This is a genomic window from Rathayibacter rathayi (assembly GCF_004011095.1).
Lineage (GTDB): Bacteria > Actinomycetota > Actinomycetes > Actinomycetales > Microbacteriaceae > Rathayibacter > Rathayibacter rathayi.
Genome location: NZ_CP028129.1, coordinates 992,521 through 1,018,273 on the forward strand (window position 1 = coordinate 992,521; position 25,753 = coordinate 1,018,273).

Here is a 25,753-nt window from a genome sequence, read left to right on the forward strand (position 1 = left end):
TCGCTCAGCGCGGCTCGGGAGCGCACTCCCGCCCACCGCCTACACTGATCCGGCGCACCGAGCAAGGCCCCCGTCCGTCCGCCCCGTCCCACCCGAAAGCGAGAGCACCGTGATCAAGCCCGACCTCGGCATCACCGTCCCCGACGAGATCGGCTCTGTCCACTTCATCGGCATCGGCGGCTCCGGGATGAGCGGGATCGCACGCCTGTTCCAGCACGCCGGCCACCGGGTGACCGGCTCGGACGTGCGCGAGTCGCACCCGATCGAGCAGCTGCGTGAGCTCGGCATTCCCGTCGCGATCGGGCACGACGCGGCGCACCTGGGCGATGCCGAAGCGGTCGTGGTCACCTCCGCGCTCTGGCCGGACAACCCCGAGTACCTGCTCGCGAAAGACCGCGGCCTGCCCGTGCTGCACCGCTCGCAGGCGCTCGCCTGGCTGGTGCGCGGCAAGCGCCTGGTCGCGGTCGCTGGTGCGCACGGCAAGACCACGTCGACCGGGATGATCGTGACGGGCCTGCTCGGCGTCGACGCCGACCCCAGCTTCGTCAACGGCGGGATCATCGAGAGCCTCGGCACGTCCTCCGCTGCCGGAGCGGGCGAGGTCTTCGTGGTCGAGGCGGACGAGTCCGACGGCAGCTTCCTCCTCTACAACTCCGCCGTCGCGCTCATCACGAACGTCGACCCGGACCACCTCGACCACTACGGCTCGCTCGAGGCCTTCGAAGAGGCGTTCGTCACGTTTGCCTCCTCCGCGAGCGAGCTGGTCGTCATCTCCTCCGACGATCCGGGTGCCGTCCGCGTCGCCGAGCGGCTCGTCGACCGCCGGGTGCTGACCTTCGGCGAGGACGCGGGAGCGGATGTCCGCGTCGTCGATCTCGAGCTGGTGGGCCCGGTCGGCTTCTCGCTCGAGTACCAGGGTCGCCGCTACTCCGCGCGCCTGCGCATCCCTGGGCGGCACAACGCGATCAATGCGGCCGGTGCCTTCGCGGTGCTGGTGGGCCTGGGTTTCGACCCGGCGGCGTCGCTCGAGGCCGTGTCGGCCTTTGGAGGAACGGAGCGTCGCTTCGAGCTGCACGGAGCGGTCCGCGGTGTCAGCGTGTACGACGACTACGCCCACCACCCCACCGAGGTGGCCGCCGCGCTCTCTGCCGCGCGCACCGTGGTCGGCGAGGGTCGCATCATCGCCCTGCATCAGCCGCACCTCTACAGCCGCACCCGCCTCTTTGCCCGCGAGTTCGCCGAGACGCTGGAGCGCTACGCCGACGAGACGGTCGTCCTCGACGTGTACGGTGCGCGCGAGGACCCGGAGCCCGGAGTCACCGGCGCGCTGGTCAGCGAGAAGTTCGCCGACCCGTCCCGCGTCTCGTTCGTACCGGACTGGGCGGAGGCTGCCCGCCGCACTGCCGAGATCGCGCGCGAGGGCGACTTCGTCATCACGCTCGGCTGCGGCGACGTCTACCGGATCATCCCGCAGGTGCTCGAATCGCTCGGTGCGAGCGAGGCCGCGCCGGTCGTTCGATGACCGCAGTCCGCACGCCCACCGCGGGGGAGCGGCTGTGAAGCGGCCCGACGGCAGCCATGCACCCGCGCCCGGCCGCCTGGACCGGGCCGGCGACGGCGTCCGCCGTGCCCTCACCGGCCTCCGGCTGCCGGGCGCTGAGCGCCGCGCCGTCTCCCGGGCCGCGCGGGCGCGCAGACGATACGAGCGCGGTGAGGTCCGCCGCTTCACCAGGCGCGCTCGTCGGCGACGCCTGATCGCCCTTGTCGTCGCCGGGTCGTTGGTCGCCCTCGCGGTGATCGTCGGTGTCTCCGCGTACTCGCCGCTGATGGCGGTGCGCACGATCGAGATCGTGGGCACCCAGCGCGTCGATGCTGCCGCTGTGCAGAGCGCGCTCGGCGACCAGCTCGGCGTGCCGCTCACCCTCGTCGATCGGGACGAGGTCGGCCGGGTGCTGGGGGCCTCCCCCCTCATCCAGAGCTACTCGGTACAGACCCGGCCGCCGAGTACCCTCGTCGTCTCGATCGTCGAGCGCAGCCCGCTCGGCGTGATTGCGAAGGGCGGCCGGTTCGAGTTGGTCGATGCGGCCGGAGTGGTCATCGAGTCGGCGGACGCGCCGCAGCCGGGCTATCCGGTCCTGACCACCGCCTCGGGCGACGAATCCGGAGCCGGCTTCCGCGCCACCGCGCGCGTGCTGCACGCCCTGCCCGCCTCGCTCGCGCCGCAGGTCACGGCCGCCACCGCCACGACCGGCGACGATGTCGCGCTCACCCTGCAGAACGGTGCGTCCGTGGTGTGGGGCGGCTCCGATGAGTCTGCGCTGAAGGCCGTCGTGCTCGAGAAATTGATGGCCGCGACCGATTCGGCCACCGTCGGCAGCTACGACGTGTCCTCGCCGGAGGCCGCCGTCGTTGCACCCCGGCCGAGATGACCCGCGGATCGGCGCGTTCTTTCAAGAGTTGCGGGCGTGTCTGCTGGGAGCGCGACCGGACTCCGCCTACCGTCAGAGCCGAACCCCAAATGCATACTCAGCATAACTTTAAGCCTCAACTACAGGTTTAGAGTTCAGCCCGGAGGCCGGAGACGTGACTTCAAACCAGAACTACCTCGCCGTGATTAAGGTCGTCGGCATCGGCGGCGGCGGCGTCAACGCCGTCAATCGCATGATCGAGCTCGGCCTGCGCGGTGTCGAATTCATCGCGATCAACACGGACGCCCAGGCGCTCCTGCTCAGCGACGCCGACGTCAAGCTCGACGTCGGACGCGAGCTGACCCGCGGTCTCGGCGCAGGTGCCGACCCCGAGGTCGGCCGCCGTGCCGCCGAGGACCACGCCGAGGAGATCGAGGAGGTCCTCGCCGGAGCCGACATGGTCTTCGTCACCGCGGGCGAGGGCGGCGGCACCGGCACCGGAGGCGCGCCCGTTGTCGCGCGCATCGCGAAGTCGATCGGTGCGCTGACCATCGGCGTCGTGACCAAGCCCTTCGGGTTTGAGGGCCGCCGCCGCCAGACGCAGGCCGAGGCCGGCGTCGCGACTCTGAAGAACGAGGTCGACACCCTCATCGTCGTCCCGAACGACCGTCTGCTCGAGATCAGCGACCGCGGCATCTCGATGCTCGAGGCCTTCGCGACGGCCGATCAGGTGCTCCTCGCCGGTGTCCAGGGCATCACCGACCTCATCACGACCCCTGGCCTCATCAACCTTGACTTCGCCGACGTGAAGTCGGTCATGCAGGGCGCCGGTTCGGCCCTGATGGGTATCGGCTCCTCGCGCGGCGCCGATCGGGCGATCAAGGCGGCCGAGCTGGCCGTCGCCTCTCCGTTGCTGGAGGCCAGTATCGACGGCGCGCACGGCGTGCTGCTCTCGATCCAGGGCGGCTCGAACCTCGGCATCTTCGAGATCAACGATGCGGCCCGCCTCGTGCAGGAGGCGGTGCACGCCGAGGCGAACATCATCTTCGGCGCGGTGATTGATGACACGCTCGGCGACGAGGTGCGCGTGACCGTCATCGCCGCGGGCTTCGACGGCGGCGAGCCGGGCGGAACCGCCCCGGCCGCAATCGCTCAGCCGCGCCAGCAGCAGAGCTCCGCGTCCGAGGCGGCCGCCGAGCCGATTCCGGTGACGGCTCCCGCCGAGCCGGCCGCTACCGGCTCGATCTGGTCGAGCACCCCCGTCGCCGCTCCGGCCCCTGTCGCCGACCCGTCCTTCGACGAGGACGACAGCGACCTGGACATCCCCGACTTCCTCAAGTAGCCGTGGCCGATCCGGAGCTGGCCGCGCGCTGGGCCGAGGTCTCCGAGCGGGTCGCCGACGCGACCCGCTCGGCCGGTCGCGAGGCCGCCTCCGTCACGACCGTGGTCGTCACCAAGTTCCATCCGGTGTCGCTGCTGCGCGACCTCCTCGAGCTGGGTGTCGTCGACTTCGGCGAGAACAGGCATCAGGAGGCGCAAGAGAAGTCGGTCGAACTCGCGGACACATCTGCGCGCTGGCACTACATCGGCCAGTTGCAGAGTAAGAAAGCCCGGCAGGTCCGCCGCTACGCGAGCGCGGTCCACTCCGTCGACCGGCTCGCACTCGTCCCGCTGCTGGACGCGGGCGAGGAACCGCTCGATGTCTTCCTCCAGGTCAACCTCACCGAGGACCCGGAGCGCGGGGGAGCGGCCCCGGCCGAGATCGAGCCGCTCGCCGAGGCCCTCGCGGAGGCTTCCGGGCTGACGCTGCGCGGAGTGATGGCGGTCGCTCCGCTGGGAGAGGAGCCGCGTCCCGCCTTCGCCCGGCTGCGCGCGATCTCGGAGCGGCTGCTCTCGATAGACCCAGCTGCGACAGCGATCTCGGCGGGGATGTCACACGATTTTACCGAGGCTATCGCCGAGGGTGCGACACACCTGCGAATCGGGACGGCAATCACCGGAGAACGCCCCGCTCGCGCCTAACCTCATGATGACCCACCTGTGGGAGCACACACGACACGGAGGACATCATGGCCAACCCGCTCAAGAAGACGATGGTCTACCTCGGACTCGCCGATGAAGAGGTCGAGTACGAGCGCGCAGAGCCCGTCGAGGCGGCGCCGGCGACGGCCCACCGCGCACCGGTCTCCCCGGTCCAGCCCGTCTCGCCCGTCGAGCCGATGCAGCAGCCGCGCGCGACGGTCACCCCGCTCCGTAAGCCCACCCCCCCGACCCCGAAGGCGACGGCACACGCCGAGATGAACGAGATCCTCACCGTCCACCCGAAGCAGTACCGTGACGCCCAGGTCATCGCGGAGAACTTCCGCGACGGCATCCCCGTGATCATCAACCTGTCCCAGATGAGCGATGCGGACGCCCGCCGCCTCATCGACTTCGCGAGCGGACTCTCGCAGGGCCTCTACGGGCGGATCGAGCGGGTGACGAGCAAGGTCTTCCTGCTGTCCCCGTCGCACATCACCGTCGCCGGTGACTCAGCCTCCGCCGAGAGCGACGCCGACGCGTCGTTCTTCGCGAAGTCCTGATCCTGGGGAGCCCTGGCCCCCGGTGAACTCCGTCATCTCGCTCCTCGGGAGCGTCCTCTACTTCGTGCTTCTGCTCTACTTCTTCGCGATGTGGGCGCGATTCGTGCTCGACCTCGTCCGCGTCATTCGTCGCGATTGGCGCCCCCGCGGTGCCGGCCTCGTCGCCGCGGAAGGCGTCTACACGGTCACGGACCCGCCAATTCGCTTCTTCCGCCGGGTGATCAAGCCGGTCTCGATCGGCCCGGTCGCCCTCGACTTCGGCTGGAGTCTGACCATGCTCTGCGTCATCGTGGGCATGTACATCGCGACGTGGCTCCAGCGCGCCTGAACGTCCCGTATCGTTGGTCTGTCCTCTCGTCGGCATGTCGTATCGTTGGCACGTCCGGACGTTCCCCGCGGTGTCAACACTGCGCCGTGCGCCTGAAGTTGCTAGCTTTAGTCGCGCGTTGTTAAACGTGTACCTACTTGAAATCGAAGGTGGAAAGCCATGGCGCTCACTCCCGAAGACGTTGTCAATAAGCGGTTCCAGCCGACCAAGTTCCGCGAGGGATACGACCAGGACGAGGTCGACGACTTCCTCGACGAGGTCGTCGTGGAACTCCGCCGCCTGAACCAGGAGAACGAGGAACTGCGTCAGCGCCTCTCCTCCGGCGACAGCCGCCCGTCGGATGCGCGCGTCTCCGACGCCCCGCGCGAGAGCACTCCGGCTCCCGCCCCGGTCGTCGACGAGGCGCCCGAGCCGCAGCTCGAGCCCGAGCCCACCCCGGCTCCCGCGTCGGTCACTGCTCCGGTCGGCGCGCAGCAGTCGAGCCCGGTCGATGAGGCCGAGAGCTCCAGCGGGTTGCTCCAGTTGGCTCGCCGCCTGCACGAGGAGCACGTACGTGAGGGTGCCGAGAAGCGCGACGCCCTGGTCGCCGAGGGCCGTGCGACGGCCGCGCGTCTGGTCGCCGAGGCCGAGGCCAAGCAGCGCCAGCAGATCGCGAAGCTCGAGGAGGAGCGGGCGGGCGTCGAACACCGGATCGACGAGCTGCGCACCTTCGAGCGCGAGTACCGCCAGAAGCTCAAGAGCTACATCGAGGGTCAGCTCCGCGACCTCGACTCTCAGCCGGCGGAGGCCTCGCTGTCGGGTTTTGGGGCGTAGTTCCGCCGCAGCGGACGTCAGGCCGAGGGTGCTCGTCACCCTCGGCCTCGTTGCGCTCGCGGTCTTCGCGATTGACCAGACCGCGAAGTTCCTGGTCACGACGAACCTGACGCTCGGTGAGGACGTCCACGTCCTCGGCGACGTGCTGATCCTGCACTACATAAAGAATCCGGGTGCGGCCTTCTCTCTGGCGAGCGGATCGACGTGGATCTTCTCGATCATCGCCGCCTGCGTCGTCGTCGCTGTCGTCTGGTTCTCTCGCCGCATCCGATCGCTGGCGTGGGCCGTCTTCTTCGGGCTGCTGCTCGGTGGTACGCTCGGCAACCTCTTCGACCGGCTGTTCCGGGAGCCCTCCTTCGGGCTCGGACACGTTGTCGACTTCCTCTTCACGCCGTGGCTGCTCCCGGCGATTTACAACGTCGCCGACATCGCGATCTGCACGGCGATGGCCCTGTTCGTCCTGCTGAGCCTGCGCGGCATCGGTCTCGACGGCAGCCACGACCGCGAAAACCCCGTCGGGCGGACGGAGGGCGCCGACGAGGCGGCCCACGACGCCGACCACTCTGGCGGACGCTGATGGTGCAGTTCCGAGAGCTGCCGGTCCCGGACGGGCTCGACGGCCTGCGCGTGGATGCGGCGGTCGCCAGGTTGCTTGGCTTCTCGCGCACGTTCGCGGCCGAGGTCGCCGAGGCCGGCGGAGTGAGCGCCGACGGCCGCGTCCTGGACAAGAGCGATCGGGTGCGCTCCGGCGCCTGGCTGAGTGTCGAGTGGACCCCGCGCGAGGAGCCGCGGATCGTGCCGATTGCGGTTCCGGACCTGGTCATCGTGCACGACGACGACGACATCGTGGTGATCGACAAGCCGGTCGGAGTCGCCGCCCACCCCGCGGTGGGCTGGGAGGGCCCGACGGTGCTGGGCGCCCTCGCCGCCGCTGGTTTCCGGATCTCGACCTCCGGAGCGGCCGAGCGGGCCGGCATCGTCCATCGCCTCGACGCCGGAACGAGCGGCCTCATGGTCGTCGCGAAGTCGGAGCGGGCGTACACCCACCTCAAGCGCGCGTTCCACGACCGCACGGTCGAGAAGGTGTACCACGCCGTCGTGCAGGGCCATCCGGATCCGCTCGCGGGCACGATCGACGCTCCGCTCGGCCGCCATCCGTCCTCGGACTGGAAGTTCGCGGTCCGCGCCGACGGAAAGCCTTCGGTGACGCACTACGAGACGATCGAGGCCTTCCCCTTCGCCTCCCTGCTCGAGATCCACCTCGAAACCGGCCGCACCCACCAGATCCGCGTGCACATGGCTGCCCAGCGCCACCCGTGCGTCGGCGACGCGATGTACGGCGCCGATCCGACCCTCTCGAAGCGCCTCGGCCTCACCCGCCAGTGGCTCGACGCGGTCCGGCTCGGATTCACGCATCCGGGCACGGGGGAGTGGGTGCAGTTCGAGGCCGCCTACCCTGACGACCTCGCGGACGCCCTCGAGATGCTTCGGGGGGAGTGATCTGCGCCCTCCCGGCGAGAGCCGCACCCGGCGCGGTTAGACTTCTTCCCGTCGTGCCCACGGGCCCTCCCTGGTCGCCGACCGTCCCTCTCCTGCCCGCAGTCCGCCGGAGGCGCATCCTTGCCGAGTAACGATTCCTTCGTCCACCTGCATGTGCACAGCGAGTACTCGATGCTCGACGGTGCCGCGCGGGTCACGCCGCTGATCGACGCGGCGGTCGAGGAGGGCATGCCGGCGATCGCGGTGACCGACCACGGGAACGTGTTCGGGGCCTTCGACTTCTGGCGCACCGCGACGGCGGCGGGGATCAAGCCGATCATCGGCACCGAGGCCTACCTCACTCCGGGTACACACCGCTCCGACAAGACGCGGATCCGCTGGGGCGACGGTGGCGGCGACGACGTGTCCGGCTCCGGCTCCTACACGCACATGACGCTGCTCAGCTCGACCACGACGGGCATGCACAACCTCTTTCGCCTCTCCTCGCGCGCGTCGATCGAGGGCTACTACTTCAAGCCACGGATGGATCGCGAGATCCTCTCCCAGTATTCCGAGGGCCTGATCGGCACGACCGGCTGCCCGAGCGGTGAGGTGCAGACCCGCCTGCGCCTGGGCCAGTACCGGGAGGCGTGCCAAGCGGCCGCCGACTACCGCGACATCTTCGGCAAAGAGAACTTCTTCGCCGAGATCATGGACCACGGTCTCGACATCGAGCGGCGGGTCATCGGCGACGTCATCCGGCTCGCCAAGGACCTGGACCTCCCGCTCGTGGCCACCAACGACCTGCACTACACCCACGCGCACGACGCGACCTCGCACGCCGCGCTGCTCTGCGTGCAGTCCGGTACGACGCTCGATGATCCCAAGCGCTTCAAGTTAGACGCCGATGAGTTCTACCTCAAGTCGCCGCGCGAGATGCGCCAGGTCTTTCGCGACCACCCCGAGGCCTGCGATAACACGCTCCTCATCGCCGAGCGCTGCGACGTGCAGTTCGACACGTCCGCCAACTACATGCCCCGTTTCCCCGTCCCCGAGGGTGAGACCGAGGACACCTGGTTCGTCAAGGAGATCGAGGCCGGACTGCACGAGCGCTACCCGGACGGCATCTCGGAGGAGGTGCGTGCTCGCGCCGACTACGAGACGCAGGTCATCCTGCAGATGGGCTTCCCCGGCTACTTCCTCGTCGTCGCCGATTTCATCAACTGGTCCAAGCGCAACGGGATCCGCGTCGGCCCGGGCCGCGGTTCAGGCGCAGGCTCGATGGCCGCCTACGCGATGAAAATCACCGACCTCGATCCGCTGCGCCACGGCCTGATCTTCGAGCGGTTCCTCAACCCGGACCGGGTCTCGATGCCCGACTTCGACGTCGACTTCGACGACCGTCGCCGCGGTGAGGTCATCCGCTACGTGACCGAGAAGTACGGTGACGAGCGCGTCGCCCAGATCGTCACCTACGGCACCATCAAGGCGAAGCAGGCGCTCAAGGACGCCTCCCGTGTCCTCGGCTTCCCGTTCGGGATGGGCGAGAAGCTGACCAAGGCGATGCCGCCCGCGATCATGGGGAAGGACATCCCGCTCAGCGGCATCAACGACCCGGCTCACGCTCGCTACAAGGAAGCGCTCGACGTTCGGAACGTGATCGCTGAGGATCCGCAGGCCAAGCTCGTCTTCGACACCGCGCTCGGACTCGAGAACCTCAAACGCCAGTGGGGCGTGCACGCGGCCGGCGTTATCATGTCCAGCGACCCGCTGCTCGACATCATTCCGATCATGAAGCGGGAGCAGGACGGCCAGATCGTCACGCAGTTCGACTACCCCGCGTGCGAGTCCCTCGGCCTGATCAAGATGGACTTCCTGGGGCTGCGGAACCTCACGATCATCGACGACGCCCTCGACAACATTCGGGCGAACCGCGGCCAGGACCTCGTACTCGAGGACCTCGAACTCGACGACCCGGCGGCCTACGAGTTGCTGGCTCGCGGAGACACCCTCGGCGTGTTCCAGCTCGACGGCGGACCGATGCGCGGCCTGCTCCGCCTGATGAAGCCGGACAACTTCGAGGACATTTCCGCGGTCCTCGCGCTCTACCGGCCGGGCCCGATGGGTGCCGACTCCCACACCAACTACGCGCTGCGCAAGAACGGCGTGCAGCAGATCACCCCGATCCATCCCGAACTCGAGGAGCCGCTCGCGGAGGTGCTCGGCGGAACGTACGGCCTGATCGTGTACCAGGAGCAGGTCATGTCGATCGCGCAAAAGCTTGCCGGCTTCACGCTGGCGCAAGCCGACCTGCTGCGGCGCGCGATGGGCAAGAAGAAGAAGTCCGAACTCGACAAACAGTTCGAGGGATTCTCCGGCGGCATGATCGCCAACGGCTACTCGATGGAGGCGGTCAAGACCCTCTGGGACATCTTGCTGCCCTTCTCCGACTACGCCTTCAACAAGGCGCATTCGGCGGCGTACGGAGTGGTGTCCTACTGGACCGCTTACCTCAAGGCGCACTACCCCGCGGAGTACATGGCCGCGCTGCTCACCAGCGTCGGCGACTCGAAGGACAAGATGGCGGCCTACCTCAACGAGTGTCGGCGGATGGGCATCAAGGTGCTCCCGCCCGACGTCAACGAGTCGATCGGCTTCTTCACCGCGGTCGGCACCGACATCCGTTTCGGTCTCGGCGCCGTCCGCAACGTGGGGACGAACGTGGTCGAGGGGATCCGCGCCGCGCGTGAGGAGAAGGGTCGCTTCGAGACCTTCCACGACTTCCTCCGCAAGGTGCCGTTACAGGTGACGAACAAGCGCACGATTGAGTCGCTGGTCAAAGCCGGCGCCTTCGACTCGCTCGGCTCGACCCGCCGCGCCCTCGTCGAGGTGCACGAGGACGCCGTCGAGGCTGCCGTCGGGGAGAAGCGCAACGAGGCCAATGGCCAGGTCGGCTTCGACTTCGACAGCCTCTGGGACGAGCCGCAGGCCGCGATCCAGGTCCCCGAGCGTCCGGAGTGGGCCAAACGGGACAAGCTCGCCTTCGAGCGCGACATGCTCGGGCTCTACGTGTCCGACCATCCCCTCGCCGGCCTCGAGACCGAACTCGCCAAGCACTACAGCACGACCATCGCCGACCTGCTGATCTCGGAGACGATCGCCGACGGAGAGACGGTGGTCGTCGCCGGCCTCGTCACGAGCGTCCAGCACCGGATGGCCAAGGCCTCCGGCAACCAGTACGGGATGATCCAGGTCGAGGACTTCGGCGGCGAGATTACGTGCATGTTCATGGGCAAGGCCTACCAGGAGTTCGCCCCCGCCCTGACGAACGATTCCATCGTGGTCGTCCGCGGCCGGGTCAGCATGCGCGACGACGGGATGAACCTGCACGCGTTCAGCCTCTTCGCCCCCGAAATGAGTCAGGACGGCGACTCCGGACCGCTCACCGTCTCGATGCCGGAGCCGCGCGCGACCACCGATACGATCTCGCAGCTCAGCGACGTGCTCATCCGCCACTCGGGGCAGACCGAGGTACGCCTGAAGCTCATCAAGGGCGACACGGCGCGCGTCTTCGAGGTCCCGTTCCCGGTGCGGATCACACCGGACCTGTTCGGGGAGCTGAAGAGCCTGCTGGGGCCAAACTGTTTGTATTGATTTCCGAGTTGTCATGATTTCCGAGCCGGTCCCTGCCCGGCTCGGCGCGGTTGGCTGGGGTGGGTGGCCGGGTTACGTAGAGCGTCGTGCGTTCGGCTACGGCGATCCGCTGGGACGCGGATCGGCGGTTCGCCTCGGGGGTGCGGCGAAGGGGTGGAGGGGCGACCGAGGGCGAAGGCCCGAGGAGGGCGGCGCGTAGACTGGGGCGGCCATGATTCAGACTCTCGACCTCCGCGGCCGTCGTCCCTCCGCCGCCGAGCTCCTCGACCTCGTGCCCCGCAATCCAGGCACCTCCGCTGCCGTCGGGCCCGTCGTCGCCGAGCTGATCGCCGATGTCCGCGCACGCGGTGCCGAGGCGCTGCTGGATCAGTCGGAGCGGTTGGACGGCGTGCGCCCTCCGCATCTCCGCGTTCCCGCCGAGCAGATCGCGGAGGCTCTGGACCGCCTCGACCCCGCCATCCGCCGCGCCCTCGAGGAGGCGATCGCCCGCGTCCGCCGCGCCAGCGCCGCGCAGATCCCGCCGCCTCGCACGACCGAAATCGACGACGGCGCCACCGTCACCCAGCGCTGGCAGCCCGTCGCCCGCGCCGGCCTCTATGTCCCCGGTGGCAAAGCGGTCTATCCCTCCAGCGTCGTGATGAACGCGGTGCCCGCGCAGGCCGCCGGAGTTGCCTCCATCGCCCTGGTCTCGCCGCCGCAGAAGACGTTCGGCGGCTCCGTGCACCCCACGATCCTCGCGGCTGCCTCCCTGCTCGGCATCGACGAGGTCTACGCGCTCGGAGGCGCCGGCGCGGTTGCCGCGCTCGCCTACGGCGTCGACTCGATCGGCCTCGATCCCGTCAGCATCATCACGGGCCCGGGCAACATCTGGGTCACTACTGCGAAGCGCCAGGTGCTCGGCCAGGTCGGCATCGACTCCGAGGCCGGTCCGACCGAGATCCTCGTCATCGCCGACGACTCCGCCGACCCGCGCCTGGTTGCCGCCGACCTGGTCAGCCAGGCCGAGCACGACGAGGCTGCGTCGGCCGTCCTGGTCACGGACAGCGCCGATCTCGCCGCGGCCGTGCAGCGCGAGGTCGCCGAGCAGGCCGCGAGCACGCATCACGCCGAGCGGGTCGCGATCGCGCTCGACGGCCCGCAGTCCGCTCTCGTGATCGTTGACGACCTCGACCTCGCCTGCGCGTTCAGCGACGCCTATGGCCCCGAACACCTCGAGCTGCACACGGTCGACCCCGCCGCGACGGCCGAGCGGATCCACGACGCCGGCGCGATCTTCCTCGGCCCCACCACCCCGGTGAGCCTGGGCGACTACCTCGCCGGCTCCAACCATGTGCTGCCGACGCTCGGACAGGCGCGCTTCTCCTCGGGGCTCGGCGCCTATACGTTCCTCCGCCCGCAGCAGCTGATCTCGTATGACCGCGCGGCGCTCGAGCGGGTTGCCCCGCACATCCGCGCTCTCAGCGACGCCGAGGCTCTGCCCGCCCACGGCGACGCCGTCGACGCCCGCTTCGCCTGAGACCGAGAGGCCCTCGATGTTTTGCCCCTTCTGCCGGCACCCCGACTCCCGCGTGATCGACTCCCGCACGAGTGACGACGGTCTCTCGATCCGCCGCCGCCGCCAGTGCCCGTCCTGCGGCCGCCGCTTCTCAACCACCGAGACCGCGAGCCTCGTCGTCATCAAGCGCAGCGGAGTCGTGGAGCCGTTCAGTCGCGAGAAGATCGTCAGCGGTGTCCGGAAGGCGTGCCAGGGACGTCCCGTCACCGACTCCGATCTGGCGGTGCTCGCGCAGCGGGTGGAGGAGAGCATCCGCTCGACCGGTGCCTCCCAGATCGACGCGAACGACATCGGCCTCGCCACCCTGCCGCCGCTGCGCGAGCTCGACGAAGTCGCTTACCTCCGCTTCGCGAGCGTCTACCAGGCGTTCGACTCGCTCGACGACTTCGAGTCAGCAATCATGCAGCTCCGCGTCGAACGCAGCTCCATGCTGAACCGCGCCGACGAGATCTGAGGCCCGGTGTACTCGCTGCTGTTCCGCACCCTCCTGCGTCGCCTCGACCCCGAGCAGGCGCACCACCTCAGCTTCCCGGTGATCAGGGCTCTCGGAGCCGTCGCCCCGGCGCTGCGGCGCCTGACCGTTCCGCGCGGCACCCCGTCGGTCGAGGCGCTCGGACTCCGCTTCGAGACGCCCTTCGGGGTCGCCGCCGGTTTCGATAAGGACGCCACCGCGGTCCTGGGCTTCGGCGCACTGGGATTCGGTCACGTCGAGGTGGGGACGCTGACCGCTCGCGCCCAGCCGGGCAACGACCGGCCGCGCCTGTTTCGTGTGATCGCCGATCGCGCCGTCATCAACCGGATGGGCTTCAACAATCACGGAGCGCAGGCCGCGGCGAAGCGCCTCGTCCGCCTTCGCAGCGTGCGCCACCGACCCGTGATCGGTGTGAATATCGGCAAGAGCCGCGTGGTCGAGGTGGACGATGCGATCGAGGACTACCTGATCAGCACGCGGCTCCTCGCGCCGCTTGCCGACTACCTCGTCGTGAACGTGAGTTCGCCGAACACCCCGGGGCTGCGCGGTCTGCAGGAGATCGACCGACTCGAGCCCCTCCTCGCCGCCGTCAAGGACGCCGCCGACGCAACGCCCCTGCTCGTCAAGATCGCCCCCGACCTCTCCGATGACGAGGTCGGCCGCGTCGCCGAACTCGCCGTCCGGCTGGGCCTGGACGGCATCATCGCGACGAATACCACGCTCTCGCGCGAGGGCCTCGCCACCGACCGGTCCGCCATCGAGGCGGCCGGAGCCGGGGGCCTCTCCGGCGCTCCGCTGGCCACCCGGTCGCTTGAGGTGCTGCGCGTGATCCGAGCCACCGTCCCCGCGGCGTTCTGCGTGATCTCGGTCGGTGGAGTCGAGACGGCCGCTGACGTGCAGCAGCGCCTCGACGCCGGCGCCACCCTCGTGCAGGGCTATACCGCCTTCATCTACCGCGGACCCCTGTGGGCCCGGACCATCAATCGGGGACTGGCCCGCGCCTCCTGAGCCGCCCGATGATCGTCCCTCGGTCTTCCCGCCCGGTTACTCGGGGAAGGCGCCGCGCTTGACCTGGGGCTTGGGCAGGCGCATCACCCGCAACTGCAGGGCGCGCATCGCGGCGTACCAGCGAATGCCCTTCTCGACCTTGTCGGCGCCGTAGCGCTCCGCCAACTTCCGTCGCATCCGGATGCCGAGGAGGATGCAGTCGATCACCGCGACGAGGAAGAACACCCAGAGGATGACGAGCGTCACATCCTGCAGCTCAGGCTGCGGGAAGAAGCTCAGCAGGAGGACCACGACCATCACCGGGATGAGGAACTCACCCAGGCTGAAGCGTGCGTCCACCCAGTCGCGGACGAACCTGCGCTGGGGGCCCTTGTCACGCAGCGGCAGGTAACGCTGGTCGCCGGCGGCGAGTCCGAGGCGAGCCTGCTCGCGAGAGACCGCGGCCTTCTCGCGGGCGTCGCGGGCGGCCTGCTTGCGGTCGGTGACGACGAGCGGACGCTTGCGGGCCAGCTCCTGCTCGCGCCGGGTCGGCGTCGGCCGCCCCTTGCCGGCGCCGGGGGAGCCGGCGTCGTCGGGCGTGTCGGTTGCGATCGGGTGCTTGGCCACGGGGAACGTCCTTGGATTCGGGGGTCTCTTAAGATTACCTGCATGGCTCACGACGCTCCGACTCCGTCCGTACTCTCCTCCGACGAGGAGGCCGTCCTCGCCGCCGTCCGCGATGACCTTCCGCGCTCGCTCGCTCAACTCGGGCAGCTGGTGCGGATCCCGTCCGTCTCGTGGGACGGCTTCGACGCCACCCGGGTGGCCGCCAGCGCCGAGGCCGTCGCCGAGCTCGCGCGAGAGACCGGCGTCTTCGACGACGTCGCGATCCACAGCGCCACGATCGACGGCACCGACGTGCTCGGCCAGCCCGCGGTGCTCGCGACCCGCGCCGCCCGCAACGGGGCGCCGACGGTCCTGCTCTACGCTCACCACGACGTGCAGCCCCAGGGTGCAGAGTCGGCGTGGGAGACCCCTCCGTTCGAGCCGACCGTGCGCGGCGACCGCCTCTACGGGCGCGGTGCCGCCGACGACAAGGCCGGTGTCGTCTCGCACCTCGCCGCGGTCCGTGCGCTGCGCGAGGTCGCGGGCGAGGACCTCGAGCTCGGGCTCGTCCTCTTCATCGAGGGAGAGGAGGAGTTTGGCTCTCGCTCCTTCCCCACCTTCCTTCGCAAGCACCACAGCGCCCTCCGGGCCGACGCGATCATCGTTGCCGACAGCGACAATTGGGACGTCGACACCCCCGCGCTGACGGTGGGCCTGCGCGGCAATGTCACGTTCACCCTCACGATCAGCACCCTCGCCCACGCCTCGCACTCGGGCATGCTCGGCGGAGCTGTCCCGGACGCGATGCTCGCGGCGGTCCGCCTGCTCTCGACGCTCTGGAACGAGGACGGCTCGGTCGCGATCGCCGGCCTCACCGAACACGACGGTGCTGTCCCCGAGACGACAGAGGAGGACCTGCGCCGCGACTCCGGGCTGCTCGACGGCGTCTCGCCGATCGGATCCGGCGCGATCCTCTCGCGCCTGTGGTCGAAGCCGGCGGTCACCGTCACCGGGATCGACGCCCCCGCCGTCGTCGACGCCTCCAACACTCTCGTGCCGTCGGTGCGGGTGAAGATCAGCGCGCGGATTGCCCCGGGCCAGGACGCGGCGCAGGCGTACGCCGCGATCGAGCGCCACCTGCACGCCAACGCCCCGTTCGGCGCGCACCTCGCGATCGACGACGTCAGCACCGGAAATCCCTTCCTCGTTGACGCGACCGGATGGGCGGTCGACCTGATCAAGCGCGCGATGGCGGACGCCTGGGGCCGCGGGCCGCTGGAGACAGGAATTGGCGGAAGCATCCCCTTCATCCCCGATCTGGTGCGCGAGTTCCCCGAGGCGCAGATCCTGGTCACCGGAGTCGAGGACCCCGACTCGCGCGCGCACAGCCCGAACGAGTCGCTGCACCTGGGCGTCTTCACGCGGGCCGCGCAGACCGAGGCGCTGTTCCTCCTGCGTGCGGCCGCCCATCGCGACTGACCGCCGGCGAGGGAATACCCCGGTGCGCAGCCGGGTTGCAGCCGTAGAATTCCGGAAGGCACGACGACCGTTCCGCCCGTCCCCTGAGGAGAGACATGTCAGACTCACTGACCGACCAGACGGCGACCCCCGTCGCCACCCAGCCCAGCACGGCCCACGGCGTCTCGATGACTCCGACCGCCGCCGCGAAGGTCAGGAGCCTGCTCGAGCAGGAGGGCCGCGACGACCTCCGCCTGCGGGTCGCGGTGCAGCCCGGCGGCTGCTCCGGCCTGATCTACCAGCTCTACTTCGACGAGCGCACTCTCGACGGTGATGCCGCGGTGGAGTTCGAGGGTGTCGGCCTCGTCGTCGACAAGATGAGCGTGCCCTACCTCGACGGCGCCTCGATCGACTTCGAGGACACCATCCAGAAGCAGGGTTTCACCATCGACAACCCCAACGCGGGCGGCAGCTGCGCCTGCGGCGATAGCTTCCACTGACTCCGAGCGGCCCTGCGCCGGGCCGCTCGTCGTGACTGCACCACTCGGGCACGACGTCAAGAGCGGGGCGGAGTGCACCGGGGTGCCGAAGCGGAAGGGTAGGCTTGAGCCGGTCTAATACAGTTTCGTGTGAACTGGTCCCCAGTCTTCCGAAAGGTCACCGGTGCGCTTTAATCGCCGAATCCGCAGATGGGTCGCTGCACCCGTCGCAGGAGCCCTCGCCCTCGTTCTCGCGGGCTGCACGCAGGAGCAGCTTCAGGGCTGGCTCCCCACCGAACCCGGCACGACGAACCACGTCGACCGGGTAATCGGACTCTGGGTCACCTCCTGGATCGTCCTGCTCGCCGTCGGTGTCATTACGTGGGGTCTCACCATCTGGGCGGTGGTCGTCTACCGCCGTCGTAAGGGCCAAACCGGCCTGCCGGTCCAGCTGCGCTACAACATGCCGATCGAGATTTTCTACACGATCGTGCCGCTGATCCTCGTAATCGGCTTCTTCGCTTTCACCGCGCGCGACCAGGCCGCCATCGAGCAGCCCTACGACGACCCGGACGAGACCATTCAGGTCTACGGCAAGCAGTGGGCCTGGGACTTCAATTACGTCGACGAGGACGTCTACTCCGCGGGTATCCAGGGCCAGTACCAGGAGGGTGGCGACGACGCCGGTTCGCTCGTCGAGTCCGAGGTGCCCACCCTGTACCTGCCCGTCGGTCAGAAGATCAAGATCCAGCTCGACGCGCGTGATGTGATCCACTCCTTCTGGGTCGTCGATTTCCTGTACAAGAAGGACATGATCCCCGGCAAGACGAACTACATGTACGTCACGCCGCTCAAGGAGGGGACCTACGCCGGCAAGTGCGCCGAACTCTGCGGCCAATACCACTCCGCGATGCTCTTCACTGTCAAGGTCGTCTCGCAGGGCGAGTACGACGACTACATCCAATCACTGCGCGACGCGGGCCATACCGGTCAGCTCGGCGCGGAGTACAACCGCAATTTGAACCTTCCGGGAACCGGTGCGCCGGCCCGCGAGAACGAGGAGTAAGGGAGCATGAGCACCGCCACGGCACCCCGCCCGACGCGCACCACCGGCATTCCGCCGGTCCAGCGCAAGGCGAACATCCTCGTCCGCTGGATGACGTCGACCGACCATAAGGTCATCGGGTACATGTACCTGATCACGTCGTTCATTTACTTCTGCCTTGGGGGCGTGATGGCTTTGGTCATTCGCGCCCAGCTGTTCGAGCCCGGCCTGAACGTGGTCGAGACGCGCGAGCAGTACAACCAGCTCTTCACGATGCATGGCACGATCATGCTGCTGATGTTCGCGACGCCGCTCTTCGCCGGATTCGCCAACTTCCTGATGCCGTTGCAGATCGGCGCCCCGGACGTCGCGTTCCCCCGCCTGAATGCGTTCGCGTACTGGCTCTATAGCTTCGGCTCGCTTATCGCGGTCGCCGGCTTCGTCACCCCGCAGGGTGCGGCGTCATTCGGATGGTTCGCCTACGCGCCATTGTCGAGCACGACGTTCTCGCCGGGGTTGGGCGGCAATCTCTGGGTGTTCGGCCTAGCCCTCTCCGGCTTTGGCACCATCCTTGGAGCGGTGAACTTCATCACCACGATCATTACGATGCGCGCTCCGGGCATGACCATGTTCCGGATGCCGATCTTCACCTGGAACATTCTGGTGACGTCGATCCTGGTTCTGCTGGCTTTCCCGGTGCTCGCGGCCGCGATGTTCGCCCTCGGCGCCGACCGCGTCTTCGACGCCCACATCTACGACGCGGCCAATGGCGGCGTCCTTCTCTGGCAGCACCTGTTCTGGTTCTTCGGGCACCCCGAGGTGTACATCATTGCGCTGCCGTTCTTCGGGATCGTCTCCGAGGTCTTCCCGGTATTCAGCCGCAAGCCGATCTTTGGCTACAAGACGCTGATCTATGCGACGATCTCTATCGCCGCCCTGTCCGTGACGGTGTGGGCCCACCACATGTACGTCACCGGCTCCGTGCTGCTGCCATTCTTCTCGCTGATGACGATGCTGATCGCTGTCCCGACCGGTGTGAAGATCTTCAATTGGGTCGGTACGATGTGGCGCGGTTCAGTGACCTTCGAGACGCCGATGATCTGGGCGATCGGCTTCCTGATCACCTTCACCTTCGGCGGCCTCACCGGTGTCATCCTCGCCTCGCCTCCGCTGGACTTTCATGTGTCCGATTCCTACTTCGTCGTGGCGCACTTCCACTACGTCGTCTTCGGCACTGTGGTCTTCGCGATGTTCTCGGGCTTCTACTTCTGGTGGCCCAAGTGGACCGGCAAGATGCTCAACGAGACGCTGGGCAAATGGCACTTCTGGCTCCTGTTCATCGGTTTCCACACCACCTTCCTCATTCAGCACTGGCTCGGCGTCGTGGGCATGCCCCGCCGCTACGCCAGCTATCTACCCGAGGACGGCTTTACCTGGATGAACCAGGTGTCGACGGTCGGAGCGATGATCCTTGCGGTCTCGCTGATCCCGTTCTTCCTGAACGTCTACATCACGGCCCGCAGGGCGCCCAAGGTGACGGTGAACGACCCGTGGGGCTTCTCGCGCTCGCTCGAATGGGCGACTTCGTGCCCCCCACCGCGTCACAACTTCACTTCGATTCCGCGCATCCGCAGCGAGGCCCCGGCATTCGACCTCAACCACCCCGAGGCCGGCATCCCCGTCGGCATCGGCCCGGCGAAGGATGCTCCGGACGCCCCCACGTACGACAAGTCCGAAGGCACGGTGAAGTAGGGCCATGCGCGCCAACGTCAATCTGTTCTGGCTCCTCGCGGGCTTCTTCCTCCTCGCCGACGTCACCTACATCGTCTGGTCCCTGCTGGACACCGGCCGGGTGGAATGGGTCGGCGCAATGGCGATCGGCCTCTCGGCCGTCCTGGGCGCGTTCATCGCGTTCTACGTCGGCCGTGTGCACAAGGCGCAGGGAGCTGAGCTGCCCGAGGATCGCCTCGACGCCGACATCGACGACGGAGACCCTGAGCTGGGCTTCTTCAGCCCGTGGAGCTGGTGGCCGCTGATCCTCGGCGGCTCCGCGGCTCTGGGGTTCCTCGGCCTGGCTGTCGGCTTCTGGATCACCTATATCGCGGTCGGCCTGTTCCTGGTCGCCATCGCGGGCTGGGTGTACGAGTACTACCGCGGGTACTTCGCGCGCTAAGCGCACATCTCGGCCTGGGGCCGGGTGCACGAGGCTTCGGGCCCGGGCACCCGGCCTTTTCGTGTACCGCGTGACGGGTCGGTGGACGATCCGCAGCGTCCGGGGCACGCTGATTGACGTGGAGAGGAAAGGCCCGGCACCGAGTGTCGGGATAGCCCGCGTCCCACAACGCCGCAGGTCTTCAGGGGCGACGAAAGGGCCCGGACGAATGAACGTCCGGGCCCTTTCGAGGAGAGGGAAGAGGCTCAGTGCTCGCTGTGCGAGCTCTCGAGTTCCCTCTGGGTGACAGGGGTAATCCGGTCCTCGAAGAACCAGCGAGACAGGCCAGCACGCACGCGCTGCGGGGCGGTGATACGACCGCGCGAATCCGGGCGGATCATCAGCGGCTCGTACTCGTCCTGACCGACCAGCTTCCAGCGCTCGTACTCGTCGAGCTGCTGGTGGACCTCGATGAACTCGCCGCCGGGGAGGCGGACGATGCGGCCCGACTCGAAGCCGTGCAGGGCGATCTCGCGGTCCTTCTTCTGCAGTGCGAGGCAGATGCGCTTGGTGATGAAGTACGCGATGAACGGTCCCGCGATCAGCAGGAACTGCAGGCCGTGGATCACTCCCTCCATCGTGAGGTGGAAGTGGGTCGCGATGAGGTCAGACGACGCAGCGGCCCAGAGGACGGCGTAGAAGCTGACTCCAGCGGCACCGATAGCGGTGCGAGTCGCGGCATTGCGCGGGCGGTCGAGCAGATGGTGCTCACGCTTGTCGCCGGTGATCCACGCCTCGAGGAACGGGTACAGCATGACCACGGCGATGAACAGTCCGAGGCCGACCAGCGGTATGAGGATGTTGAACGACAGGGTGCCGATGCCGGGGATCGCCCACTCCAGTCCCGGCGGGACCAGACGCAGTGCGCCGTCGGCGAAGCCGATGTACCAGTCGGGCTGGGTTCCCGCGGAGACAGGGGAGGGGTCGTAGGGGCCGTAGTTCCAGATCGGGTTGATCGTGAACAGCGAGGCGATGAGGACGACGACGCCGAAGACGATGAAGAAGAATCCACCCGCCTTAGCGGCGTAGACCGGCAGCACCGGGTAGCCGACGACGTTCTGCTCCGTCTTGCCCGCACCGGGGAACTGGGTGTGCTTGTGGACGACCACGAACACGAGGTGCAGCGCGATGAACGCGAGCACCAGCGCCGGCAGCAGCAGGATGTGCAGGGTATAGAGGCGGCCGACGATATCGGTGCCCGGAAACTCGCCGCCGAAGAGGAGGAACGAGATCCAGGTGCCGACGATCGGGATGCCCTTGACCATGCCGTCGATGATGCGCAGGCCGTTGCCCGAGAGCAGATCGTCGGGGAGGGAGTAGCCCGTGAAGCCCTCGGCCATCGCAAGGATGAAGAGGACGAAGCCGATCACCCAGTTGAGCTCGCGCGGCTTGCGGAACGCACCGGTAAAGAAGATGCGCAGCATGTGCAGGCCGATCGAGGCCACGAACAGCAGCGCCGCCCAGTGATGGATCTGCCGCATCAGCAGGCCGCCGCGGATATCGAACGAGATGTCCAACGAGGAGGACATGGCCGCCGACATCTCGATGCCCTTGAGGGGCAGATAGCTGCCCTCGTAGTGCGTCTCGACCATCGAGGCCTGGAAGAAGAAGGTGAGGAAGGTGCCCGACAGCAGGATGATGACGAAGCTGTAGAGCGCGACCTCACCGAGGAGGAAGGACCAGTGGTCGGGGAAGATCTTGCGACCGAACTCCTTGACCACCGCGGAGATACTGGTGCGCTCGTCGATGTAGTTCGACGCCGCTCCTACGTAGCCCTTCTGGAACGTGCCGGATCCGAGGATGACGCCGTCCTCGGGCTCCGCGGGGGAACTCGAGGGGCGTGAGGGGGTGGTGGTGGACATGTCAGTCATCGCTCCCAGAAGGACGGTCCGACGGGCTCCGTGAAGTCGCTTCTGGCGACCAGGTAACCCTCGGCGTCGACGGTGATGGGGAGCTGCGGAAGCGGACGCTTCGCCGGGCCGAAAATGACGGCGGCCTCGCGCGTGATGTCGAATTGCGACTGGTGGCACGGGCACAGCAGGTGGTGGGTCTGCTGCTCGTACAGTGCCACGGGGCAGCCGACGTGCGTGCAGATCTTGGAGTAGGCGACGATTCCGTCGTAGTTCCAGGTCTCGCGACCCTCACTGACGATGAGGTCCTCCGGCTTCAGGCGCATCAGGAGGACGGCGGCCTTAGCCTTCTCCTCCAGCTTGCCCTCGGCATCGTCGAGGCCCTCGGGGATCACATGGAAGGCGGATCCGAGGGTGACGTCCGACGCGAGGATCGGCGCTCCCGACGGGTCCAGGGTGAGCCTCGTGCCCTCTCGCCACAGCGTGGTCTTGAGGAGGTCGACGGGGTTCTGGTCCTGCGGGCCGAGGCCCCGGAACAGGATCACGGCGGGCAGGGGGAACACGACGAGGGACGCGATCAGGCTGTTCCGAACGAGCGAGCGGCGACCGAAGCCGGACTCCTTGTCGGACTGGTCGAAGATCTCGAGCGCACGGGCGCGGGTGGGCTCCGCGCTGCGAACGGGGTGGCGGATGTCGATGCCCTCGTGGTCCGACATCAGCTGCTTGCCCCAGTGGACGGCGGCGATGCCGATGCCCAGCAGGGCGAGGGACATGCCCAGGCCGATGAACAGCGTGTTCAGGCGGACCGACGCGACGTCCTCCGTGATCGGGAACGCCATGTACGCGGCGACCGCAAAGATGGAGCCCGCGAAGGAGAGGTAGAAGAGCGTGTATACCGTGCGCTCGGCACGCTTCTCGACCCTGGGGTCGAGGTCGGTCATCCGGGGACGGTGCGGCGGGAGTCCCGGGTCTTGGATGCGTCCCCGCGTCACGACCGCGGTGCCGGCCGGTGCCGTCCCGTGCCCGGTGGCCGACGAGGTGGCGAGGTCTGTGCCACCCTCATCGTGCTCTGCCATGATTCTCCTTTTCACGCCGTATCGGCACCAGCCGGTGCCGTGGGTCAGTCGCGCCCGTTAGGGCGCTGTAGTCGTCTAGTTGGATCGTGCGGTGATCCACACCGTCAGGGCCACGATCGCACCGAGGCCGAAGATCCAGAGGAACAGGCCCTCCGCGACCGGCCCGAGGGAGCCGAGCGCAAACCCACCCGGCGACGGGTTGGCCTCGATGTACTTGAGGTACGAGATGATGTCGCGCTTGTCCTCGGGCGAAATGTTCAGGTCGTTGAAGACCGGCATGTTCTGCGGGCCGGTGACCATCGCCTCGTAGATGTGTGCCTCGGTCACGCCGCCCAGCGGGGGAGCGAACTTGCCCTCGGTGAGCGCGCCACCGGCTCCGGCGACGTTGTGGCACATCGCGCAGTTGATGCGGAACACCTCGGCGCCGTTGGCGGAGTCACCCTGTCCGTCGAGAACCTCACCCTCGGGGATCGCGGGGCCGGGCGCCAGCGACGCGACGTAGGCGGCGAGCTCGCCGACCTGCTCGTCGGTGAACTGGACCGGCTTCTCGAGAGCCTGCGGGCCGTGCATCTGCATCGGCATGCGACCCGTACCGACCTGGAAGTCGACGGAGGCGGCGCCCACGCCGATCAGCGAGGGGGCGTTGTCGGTGCCCGCGGCGTCGAGACCGTGGCAGCTGGCGCAGTTCGCCGAGAAGAGCTTGGAGCCCTCGTCGATCGTCTGCTGGCTGGTGGAGGAGGTCTCGGCCGACGCCGACGTAGCGACGCCGACCGCTGCGTAGGTTCCGCCGGTGATCCCGAGACCGATGGCGATCAGGGCCAGGGTGGCGAGCGGGTGCCGGCGACCCTTCTTGGCTCGGCTCTTCGTCTTCGGGGAAGCCATCGAGGCGTCCTTCCTGCGGGGGTCGGGAGTGGAGTGGGGCATCGGCGGGCGCGTCACTTCAGGAAGTAGATGACGGCGAACAGGCCGACCCAGACGACGTCGACGAAGTGCCAGTAATACGAGACGACGATGGCGCTCGTCGCCTCTTTGTGGCCAAAGTTCTTGACCGCGAAGCCGCGGCCGATGACGAGGAGGAACGCGAGGAGGCCACCGGTGACGTGCAGGGCGTGGAAGCCGGTCGTCAGGTAAAAGGCGGAGCCGTAGGCGCTGCTGGAGAGGGTGACGCCTTCGGATACGAGGGTCGCGTACTCGAGGACCTGGCCCGAGACGAAGACGGCGCCGAGTGCGTAGGTGAGGAAGAACCACTCGACCATGCCCCACTTGAACGGGCTGAGGCCCGTCGCGCGCGGCTGGAGACGTTCGGCGGCGAACACACCGAACTGGCAGCTAAAGGACGAGGCGACGAGGATCACGGTGTTCACGCCCGCGTAGGGCACGTTGAGGATCTGAGTCTCGGCGCCCCACAGCTCGGGCGACGTGCTGCGCAGGGTGAAGTAGATCGCGAAGAGGCCCGCGAAGAACATGACCTCACTGCCCAGCCAGACGATCGTTCCGACCGCGACCGGGTTGGGTCGGTTCACTACGGGCGCGGTGGCCGTGGGGGAGAGAGAGGTGCTCGTCACACAGACCATTATGGCCGATGCCCGGCGCCGAACTCGCACTAGCCGGGAGGCGATCCTCGTCGCATAATCTGGGAGCCATGTCGGAAACCCTGTCCTGGCCGCACGTTCTCAGCGCACTCCTTGAGTCCTCCGATCTGAGCGTCTCCGAGGCGACGTGGGCGATGGAGCAGGTGATGGAGGGTTCGGCCACGCCGGCGCAGCTCGCGGGTCTGCTGGTGGCGCTGCGCGCGAAGGGCGAGACGGTCGATGAGATCGTGGGCTTCCGCGACGCCATCCTCGATCACGCGGTGCCGCTGGATGTGGATCCGATGGCACTGGACATCGTCGGCACGGGCGGTGACCGCTTCGGGACGGTCAACATCTCCTCTACCGCGTCGATCATCGCGGCGGCAGCGGGGACACCCGTGGTGAAGCACGGGAACAAGGCCGCGTCCTCCTCGTCCGGTTCCTCCGAAGTGCTCGCTGCGCTCGGCGTCGATCTGTCCCTCTCGCCGGAGCGGGTCGCCGAGGTGTTCCGTCGCACGGGGATGGCGTTCGTCTTCGCCTCGCTCTTTCACCCGGGCTTCCGGCACGCCGGACCGGTCCGCGCGGAGCTGGGCGTGCCGACCGTCTTCAACTTCCTCGGACCGCTCTGCAATCCGGCGCGGCCGGAGGCGTCCGCGGTCGGGGTCGCGCACCTCGACCGCGTACCGCTGGTCGTGGGGGTGTTCCAGACCCGTGGGGCGACGGCTCTGGTGTTCCGGGGCGACGACGGCCTCGATGAGCTCACCACCACGGGCCACAGCCACATTTGGGAGGTCTCGCGCGGATCCGTCGTCGAGCACGACCTGGACCCGCGCGACCTCGGGCTGCGCCGCGCGCGGATCGAGGAGTTGCGCGGCCGTGACGCCGCCTACAACGCGAGCGTGGTGCGCTCGGTACTCGCCGGCGCCGGCGGCCCGGTGCGCGACATCGTGCTGCTGAACGCCGCGGCCGGTCTCGCCGCGTTCGACCTAGCGCGCGATCCAGATCTGGTGCGCACGCCCATCGTGGAGCGCCTGCGCACGTCGATGGAGCGGGCGGCCGAGGTCGTCGACTCCGGTGCCGCCACGGCCAAGCTCGAGGAGTGGGTGCGCGAGACGCAGCACACCGTCCTGCCGCTGTCATAGGCCCGCGCGACAGGGCGTACCGTGGGCATGCTGTTC

The 25,753-nt window shown here is 68.2% G+C and carries 24 protein-coding genes; 19 read left to right on the forward strand and 5 right to left on the reverse strand.

Features of this window, described 5'->3' with window-relative positions; translation table 11 throughout:
- The first annotated feature begins 109 nt into the window (after nucleotides 1-109).
- From murC to C1O28_RS04970, 13 genes are all read left to right on the forward strand, one after another.
- On the forward strand, nucleotides 110-1,522 hold the full coding sequence (gene murC / locus C1O28_RS04910; RefSeq protein ID WP_097167004.1) for a UDP-N-acetylmuramate--L-alanine ligase: 1,413 nt from the start codon (nucleotides 110-112) through the stop codon (nucleotides 1,520-1,522).
- 34 nt (nucleotides 1,523-1,556) lie between these two features.
- Nucleotides 1,557-2,429: a cell division protein FtsQ/DivIB gene (locus tag C1O28_RS04915; protein WP_097167005.1), complete on the forward strand. Its 873-nt coding sequence runs from the start codon at nucleotides 1,557-1,559 to the stop codon at nucleotides 2,427-2,429.
- A 154-nt stretch (nucleotides 2,430-2,583) separates the two neighbouring features.
- Complete coding sequence (ftsZ, locus tag C1O28_RS04920) at nucleotides 2,584-3,750, forward strand: cell division protein FtsZ (RefSeq protein ID WP_097167006.1); 1,167 nt, start codon at nucleotides 2,584-2,586, stop codon at nucleotides 3,748-3,750.
- Nucleotides 3,751-3,752: 2 nt separating this feature from the next.
- Complete coding sequence (locus tag C1O28_RS04925) at nucleotides 3,753-4,430, forward strand: YggS family pyridoxal phosphate-dependent enzyme (RefSeq protein ID WP_097167007.1); 678 nt, start codon at nucleotides 3,753-3,755, stop codon at nucleotides 4,428-4,430.
- A gap of 47 nt (nucleotides 4,431-4,477) precedes the next feature.
- A complete protein-coding gene (locus C1O28_RS04930; protein ID WP_097167008.1) occupies nucleotides 4,478-4,990 on the forward strand; it encodes a cell division protein SepF in 513 nt (170 codons plus the stop codon).
- Nucleotides 4,991-5,012: 22 nt separating this feature from the next.
- Entirely contained in the window at nucleotides 5,013-5,318 is a 306-nt protein-coding gene (locus tag C1O28_RS04935) for a YggT family protein (protein ID WP_258058625.1), read from the forward strand.
- A gap of 159 nt (nucleotides 5,319-5,477) precedes the next feature.
- On the forward strand, nucleotides 5,478-6,131 hold the full coding sequence (locus C1O28_RS04940; RefSeq protein ID WP_097167009.1) for a DivIVA domain-containing protein: 654 nt from the start codon (nucleotides 5,478-5,480) through the stop codon (nucleotides 6,129-6,131).
- A gap of 28 nt (nucleotides 6,132-6,159) precedes the next feature.
- Nucleotides 6,160-6,708 (forward strand): signal peptidase II, encoded by a 549-nt coding sequence (gene lspA / locus C1O28_RS04945; RefSeq protein ID WP_097167010.1) that lies wholly within the window; start codon nucleotides 6,160-6,162, stop codon nucleotides 6,706-6,708.
- 2 nt (nucleotides 6,709-6,710) lie between these two features.
- Nucleotides 6,711-7,631: an RluA family pseudouridine synthase gene (locus tag C1O28_RS04950; RefSeq protein WP_097167078.1), complete on the forward strand. Its 921-nt coding sequence runs from the start codon at nucleotides 6,711-6,713 to the stop codon at nucleotides 7,629-7,631.
- A 171-nt stretch (nucleotides 7,632-7,802) separates the two neighbouring features.
- Complete coding sequence (gene dnaE, locus C1O28_RS04955; RefSeq protein WP_237398149.1) at nucleotides 7,803-11,264, forward strand: DNA polymerase III subunit alpha; 3,462 nt, start codon at nucleotides 7,803-7,805, stop codon at nucleotides 11,262-11,264.
- 211 nt (nucleotides 11,265-11,475) lie between these two features.
- Nucleotides 11,476-12,780 (forward strand): histidinol dehydrogenase, encoded by a 1,305-nt coding sequence (hisD, locus tag C1O28_RS04960; RefSeq protein ID WP_097167012.1) that lies wholly within the window; start codon nucleotides 11,476-11,478, stop codon nucleotides 12,778-12,780.
- 16 nt (nucleotides 12,781-12,796) lie between these two features.
- Nucleotides 12,797-13,273 carry a transcriptional regulator NrdR gene (gene nrdR, locus C1O28_RS04965; protein WP_097167013.1) on the forward strand — a complete coding sequence of 159 codons (477 nt, stop codon included), beginning with the start codon at nucleotides 12,797-12,799 and terminating at the stop codon, nucleotides 13,271-13,273.
- Between the two features lie 6 nt (nucleotides 13,274-13,279).
- Nucleotides 13,280-14,299 carry a quinone-dependent dihydroorotate dehydrogenase gene (locus C1O28_RS04970; RefSeq protein ID WP_097167014.1) on the forward strand — a complete coding sequence of 340 codons (1,020 nt, stop codon included), beginning with the start codon at nucleotides 13,280-13,282 and terminating at the stop codon, nucleotides 14,297-14,299.
- Nucleotides 14,300-14,335: 36 nt separating this feature from the next.
- Here the strand turns inward: C1O28_RS04970 and C1O28_RS04975 are convergent, their stop codons facing one another.
- A complete protein-coding gene (locus C1O28_RS04975) occupies nucleotides 14,336-14,905 on the reverse strand; it encodes a DUF3043 domain-containing protein (protein ID WP_097167015.1) in 570 nt (189 codons plus the stop codon).
- Between the two features lie 42 nt (nucleotides 14,906-14,947).
- Here C1O28_RS04975 and C1O28_RS04980 point away from each other — a divergent pair, with 42 nt between their 5' ends.
- From C1O28_RS04980 to C1O28_RS05000, 5 genes are all read left to right on the forward strand, one after another.
- Complete coding sequence (locus tag C1O28_RS04980) at nucleotides 14,948-16,363, forward strand: dipeptidase (protein WP_097167016.1); 1,416 nt, start codon at nucleotides 14,948-14,950, stop codon at nucleotides 16,361-16,363.
- A 95-nt stretch (nucleotides 16,364-16,458) separates the two neighbouring features.
- Nucleotides 16,459-16,842 carry an iron-sulfur cluster insertion protein ErpA gene (gene erpA, locus C1O28_RS04985; protein ID WP_097167017.1) on the forward strand — a complete coding sequence of 128 codons (384 nt, stop codon included), beginning with the start codon at nucleotides 16,459-16,461 and terminating at the stop codon, nucleotides 16,840-16,842.
- Between the two features lie 163 nt (nucleotides 16,843-17,005).
- Nucleotides 17,006-17,887, forward strand: a complete 882-nt coding sequence (ctaC, locus tag C1O28_RS04990; protein WP_097167018.1) for an aa3-type cytochrome oxidase subunit II — start codon at nucleotides 17,006-17,008, stop codon at nucleotides 17,885-17,887.
- Nucleotides 17,888-17,893: 6 nt separating this feature from the next.
- A complete protein-coding gene (ctaD, locus tag C1O28_RS04995) occupies nucleotides 17,894-19,618 on the forward strand; it encodes an aa3-type cytochrome oxidase subunit I (protein ID WP_097167019.1) in 1,725 nt (574 codons plus the stop codon).
- Between the two features lie 4 nt (nucleotides 19,619-19,622).
- A complete protein-coding gene (locus tag C1O28_RS05000; RefSeq protein ID WP_097167020.1) occupies nucleotides 19,623-20,039 on the forward strand; it encodes a cytochrome c oxidase subunit 4 in 417 nt (138 codons plus the stop codon).
- Between the two features lie 245 nt (nucleotides 20,040-20,284).
- Here C1O28_RS05000 and qcrB read toward each other — a convergent pair whose 3' ends face one another.
- The 4 genes from qcrB to ctaE form a co-directional block, all read right to left on the reverse strand.
- On the reverse strand, nucleotides 20,285-21,940 hold the full coding sequence (qcrB, locus tag C1O28_RS05005) for a cytochrome bc1 complex cytochrome b subunit (protein WP_097167079.1): 1,656 nt from the start codon (nucleotides 21,938-21,940) through the stop codon (nucleotides 20,285-20,287).
- 5 nt (nucleotides 21,941-21,945) lie between these two features.
- A complete protein-coding gene (gene qcrA / locus C1O28_RS05010) occupies nucleotides 21,946-23,004 on the reverse strand; it encodes a cytochrome bc1 complex Rieske iron-sulfur subunit (protein WP_097167021.1) in 1,059 nt (352 codons plus the stop codon).
- 75 nt (nucleotides 23,005-23,079) lie between these two features.
- Nucleotides 23,080-23,886: a cytochrome bc1 complex diheme cytochrome c subunit gene (qcrC, locus tag C1O28_RS05015; RefSeq protein ID WP_097167022.1), complete on the reverse strand. Its 807-nt coding sequence runs from the start codon at nucleotides 23,884-23,886 to the stop codon at nucleotides 23,080-23,082.
- A gap of 53 nt (nucleotides 23,887-23,939) precedes the next feature.
- Complete coding sequence (ctaE, locus tag C1O28_RS05020) at nucleotides 23,940-24,578, reverse strand: aa3-type cytochrome oxidase subunit III (RefSeq protein ID WP_097167023.1); 639 nt, start codon at nucleotides 24,576-24,578, stop codon at nucleotides 23,940-23,942.
- Nucleotides 24,579-24,646: 68 nt separating this feature from the next.
- Between ctaE and trpD the strand changes: the two genes are divergently transcribed.
- A complete protein-coding gene (gene trpD / locus C1O28_RS05025; RefSeq protein ID WP_097167024.1) occupies nucleotides 24,647-25,717 on the forward strand; it encodes an anthranilate phosphoribosyltransferase in 1,071 nt (356 codons plus the stop codon).
- The last annotated feature ends 36 nt before the right edge of the window (nucleotides 25,718-25,753 follow it).

Excerpts from the sequence above, each read along its gene's own strand:
- C1O28_RS04930 (WP_097167008.1), top strand. The coding sequence starts at position 4,478 with ATGGCCAACCCGCTCAAGAAGACGATGGTCTACCTCGGACTCGCCGAT.
- C1O28_RS04940 (WP_097167009.1), top strand. The coding sequence starts at position 5,478 with ATGGCGCTCACTCCCGAAGACGTTGTCAATAAGCGGTTCCAGCCGACC.
- dnaE (WP_237398149.1), top strand. The coding sequence starts at position 7,803 with ATGCTCGACGGTGCCGCGCGGGTCACGCCGCTGATCGACGCGGCGGTC.
- hisD (WP_097167012.1), top strand. The coding sequence starts at position 11,476 with ATGATTCAGACTCTCGACCTCCGCGGCCGTCGTCCCTCCGCCGCCGAG.
- nrdR (WP_097167013.1), top strand. The coding sequence starts at position 12,797 with ATGTTTTGCCCCTTCTGCCGGCACCCCGACTCCCGCGTGATCGACTCC.
- C1O28_RS04980 (WP_097167016.1), top strand. The coding sequence starts at position 14,948 with ATGGCTCACGACGCTCCGACTCCGTCCGTACTCTCCTCCGACGAGGAG.
- erpA (WP_097167017.1), top strand. The coding sequence starts at position 16,459 with ATGTCAGACTCACTGACCGACCAGACGGCGACCCCCGTCGCCACCCAG.
- ctaD (WP_097167019.1), top strand. The coding sequence starts at position 17,894 with ATGAGCACCGCCACGGCACCCCGCCCGACGCGCACCACCGGCATTCCG.
- C1O28_RS05000 (WP_097167020.1), top strand. The coding sequence starts at position 19,623 with ATGCGCGCCAACGTCAATCTGTTCTGGCTCCTCGCGGGCTTCTTCCTC.
- qcrB (WP_097167079.1), bottom strand. The coding sequence starts at position 21,940 with ATGTCCACCACCACCCCCTCACGCCCCTCGAGTTCCCCCGCGGAGCCC.
- qcrA (WP_097167021.1), bottom strand. The coding sequence starts at position 23,004 with ATGGCAGAGCACGATGAGGGTGGCACAGACCTCGCCACCTCGTCGGCC.
- qcrC (WP_097167022.1), bottom strand. The coding sequence starts at position 23,886 with ATGGCTTCCCCGAAGACGAAGAGCCGAGCCAAGAAGGGTCGCCGGCAC.
- ctaE (WP_097167023.1), bottom strand. The coding sequence starts at position 24,578 with ATGGTCTGTGTGACGAGCACCTCTCTCTCCCCCACGGCCACCGCGCCC.
- trpD (WP_097167024.1), top strand. The coding sequence starts at position 24,647 with ATGTCGGAAACCCTGTCCTGGCCGCACGTTCTCAGCGCACTCCTTGAG.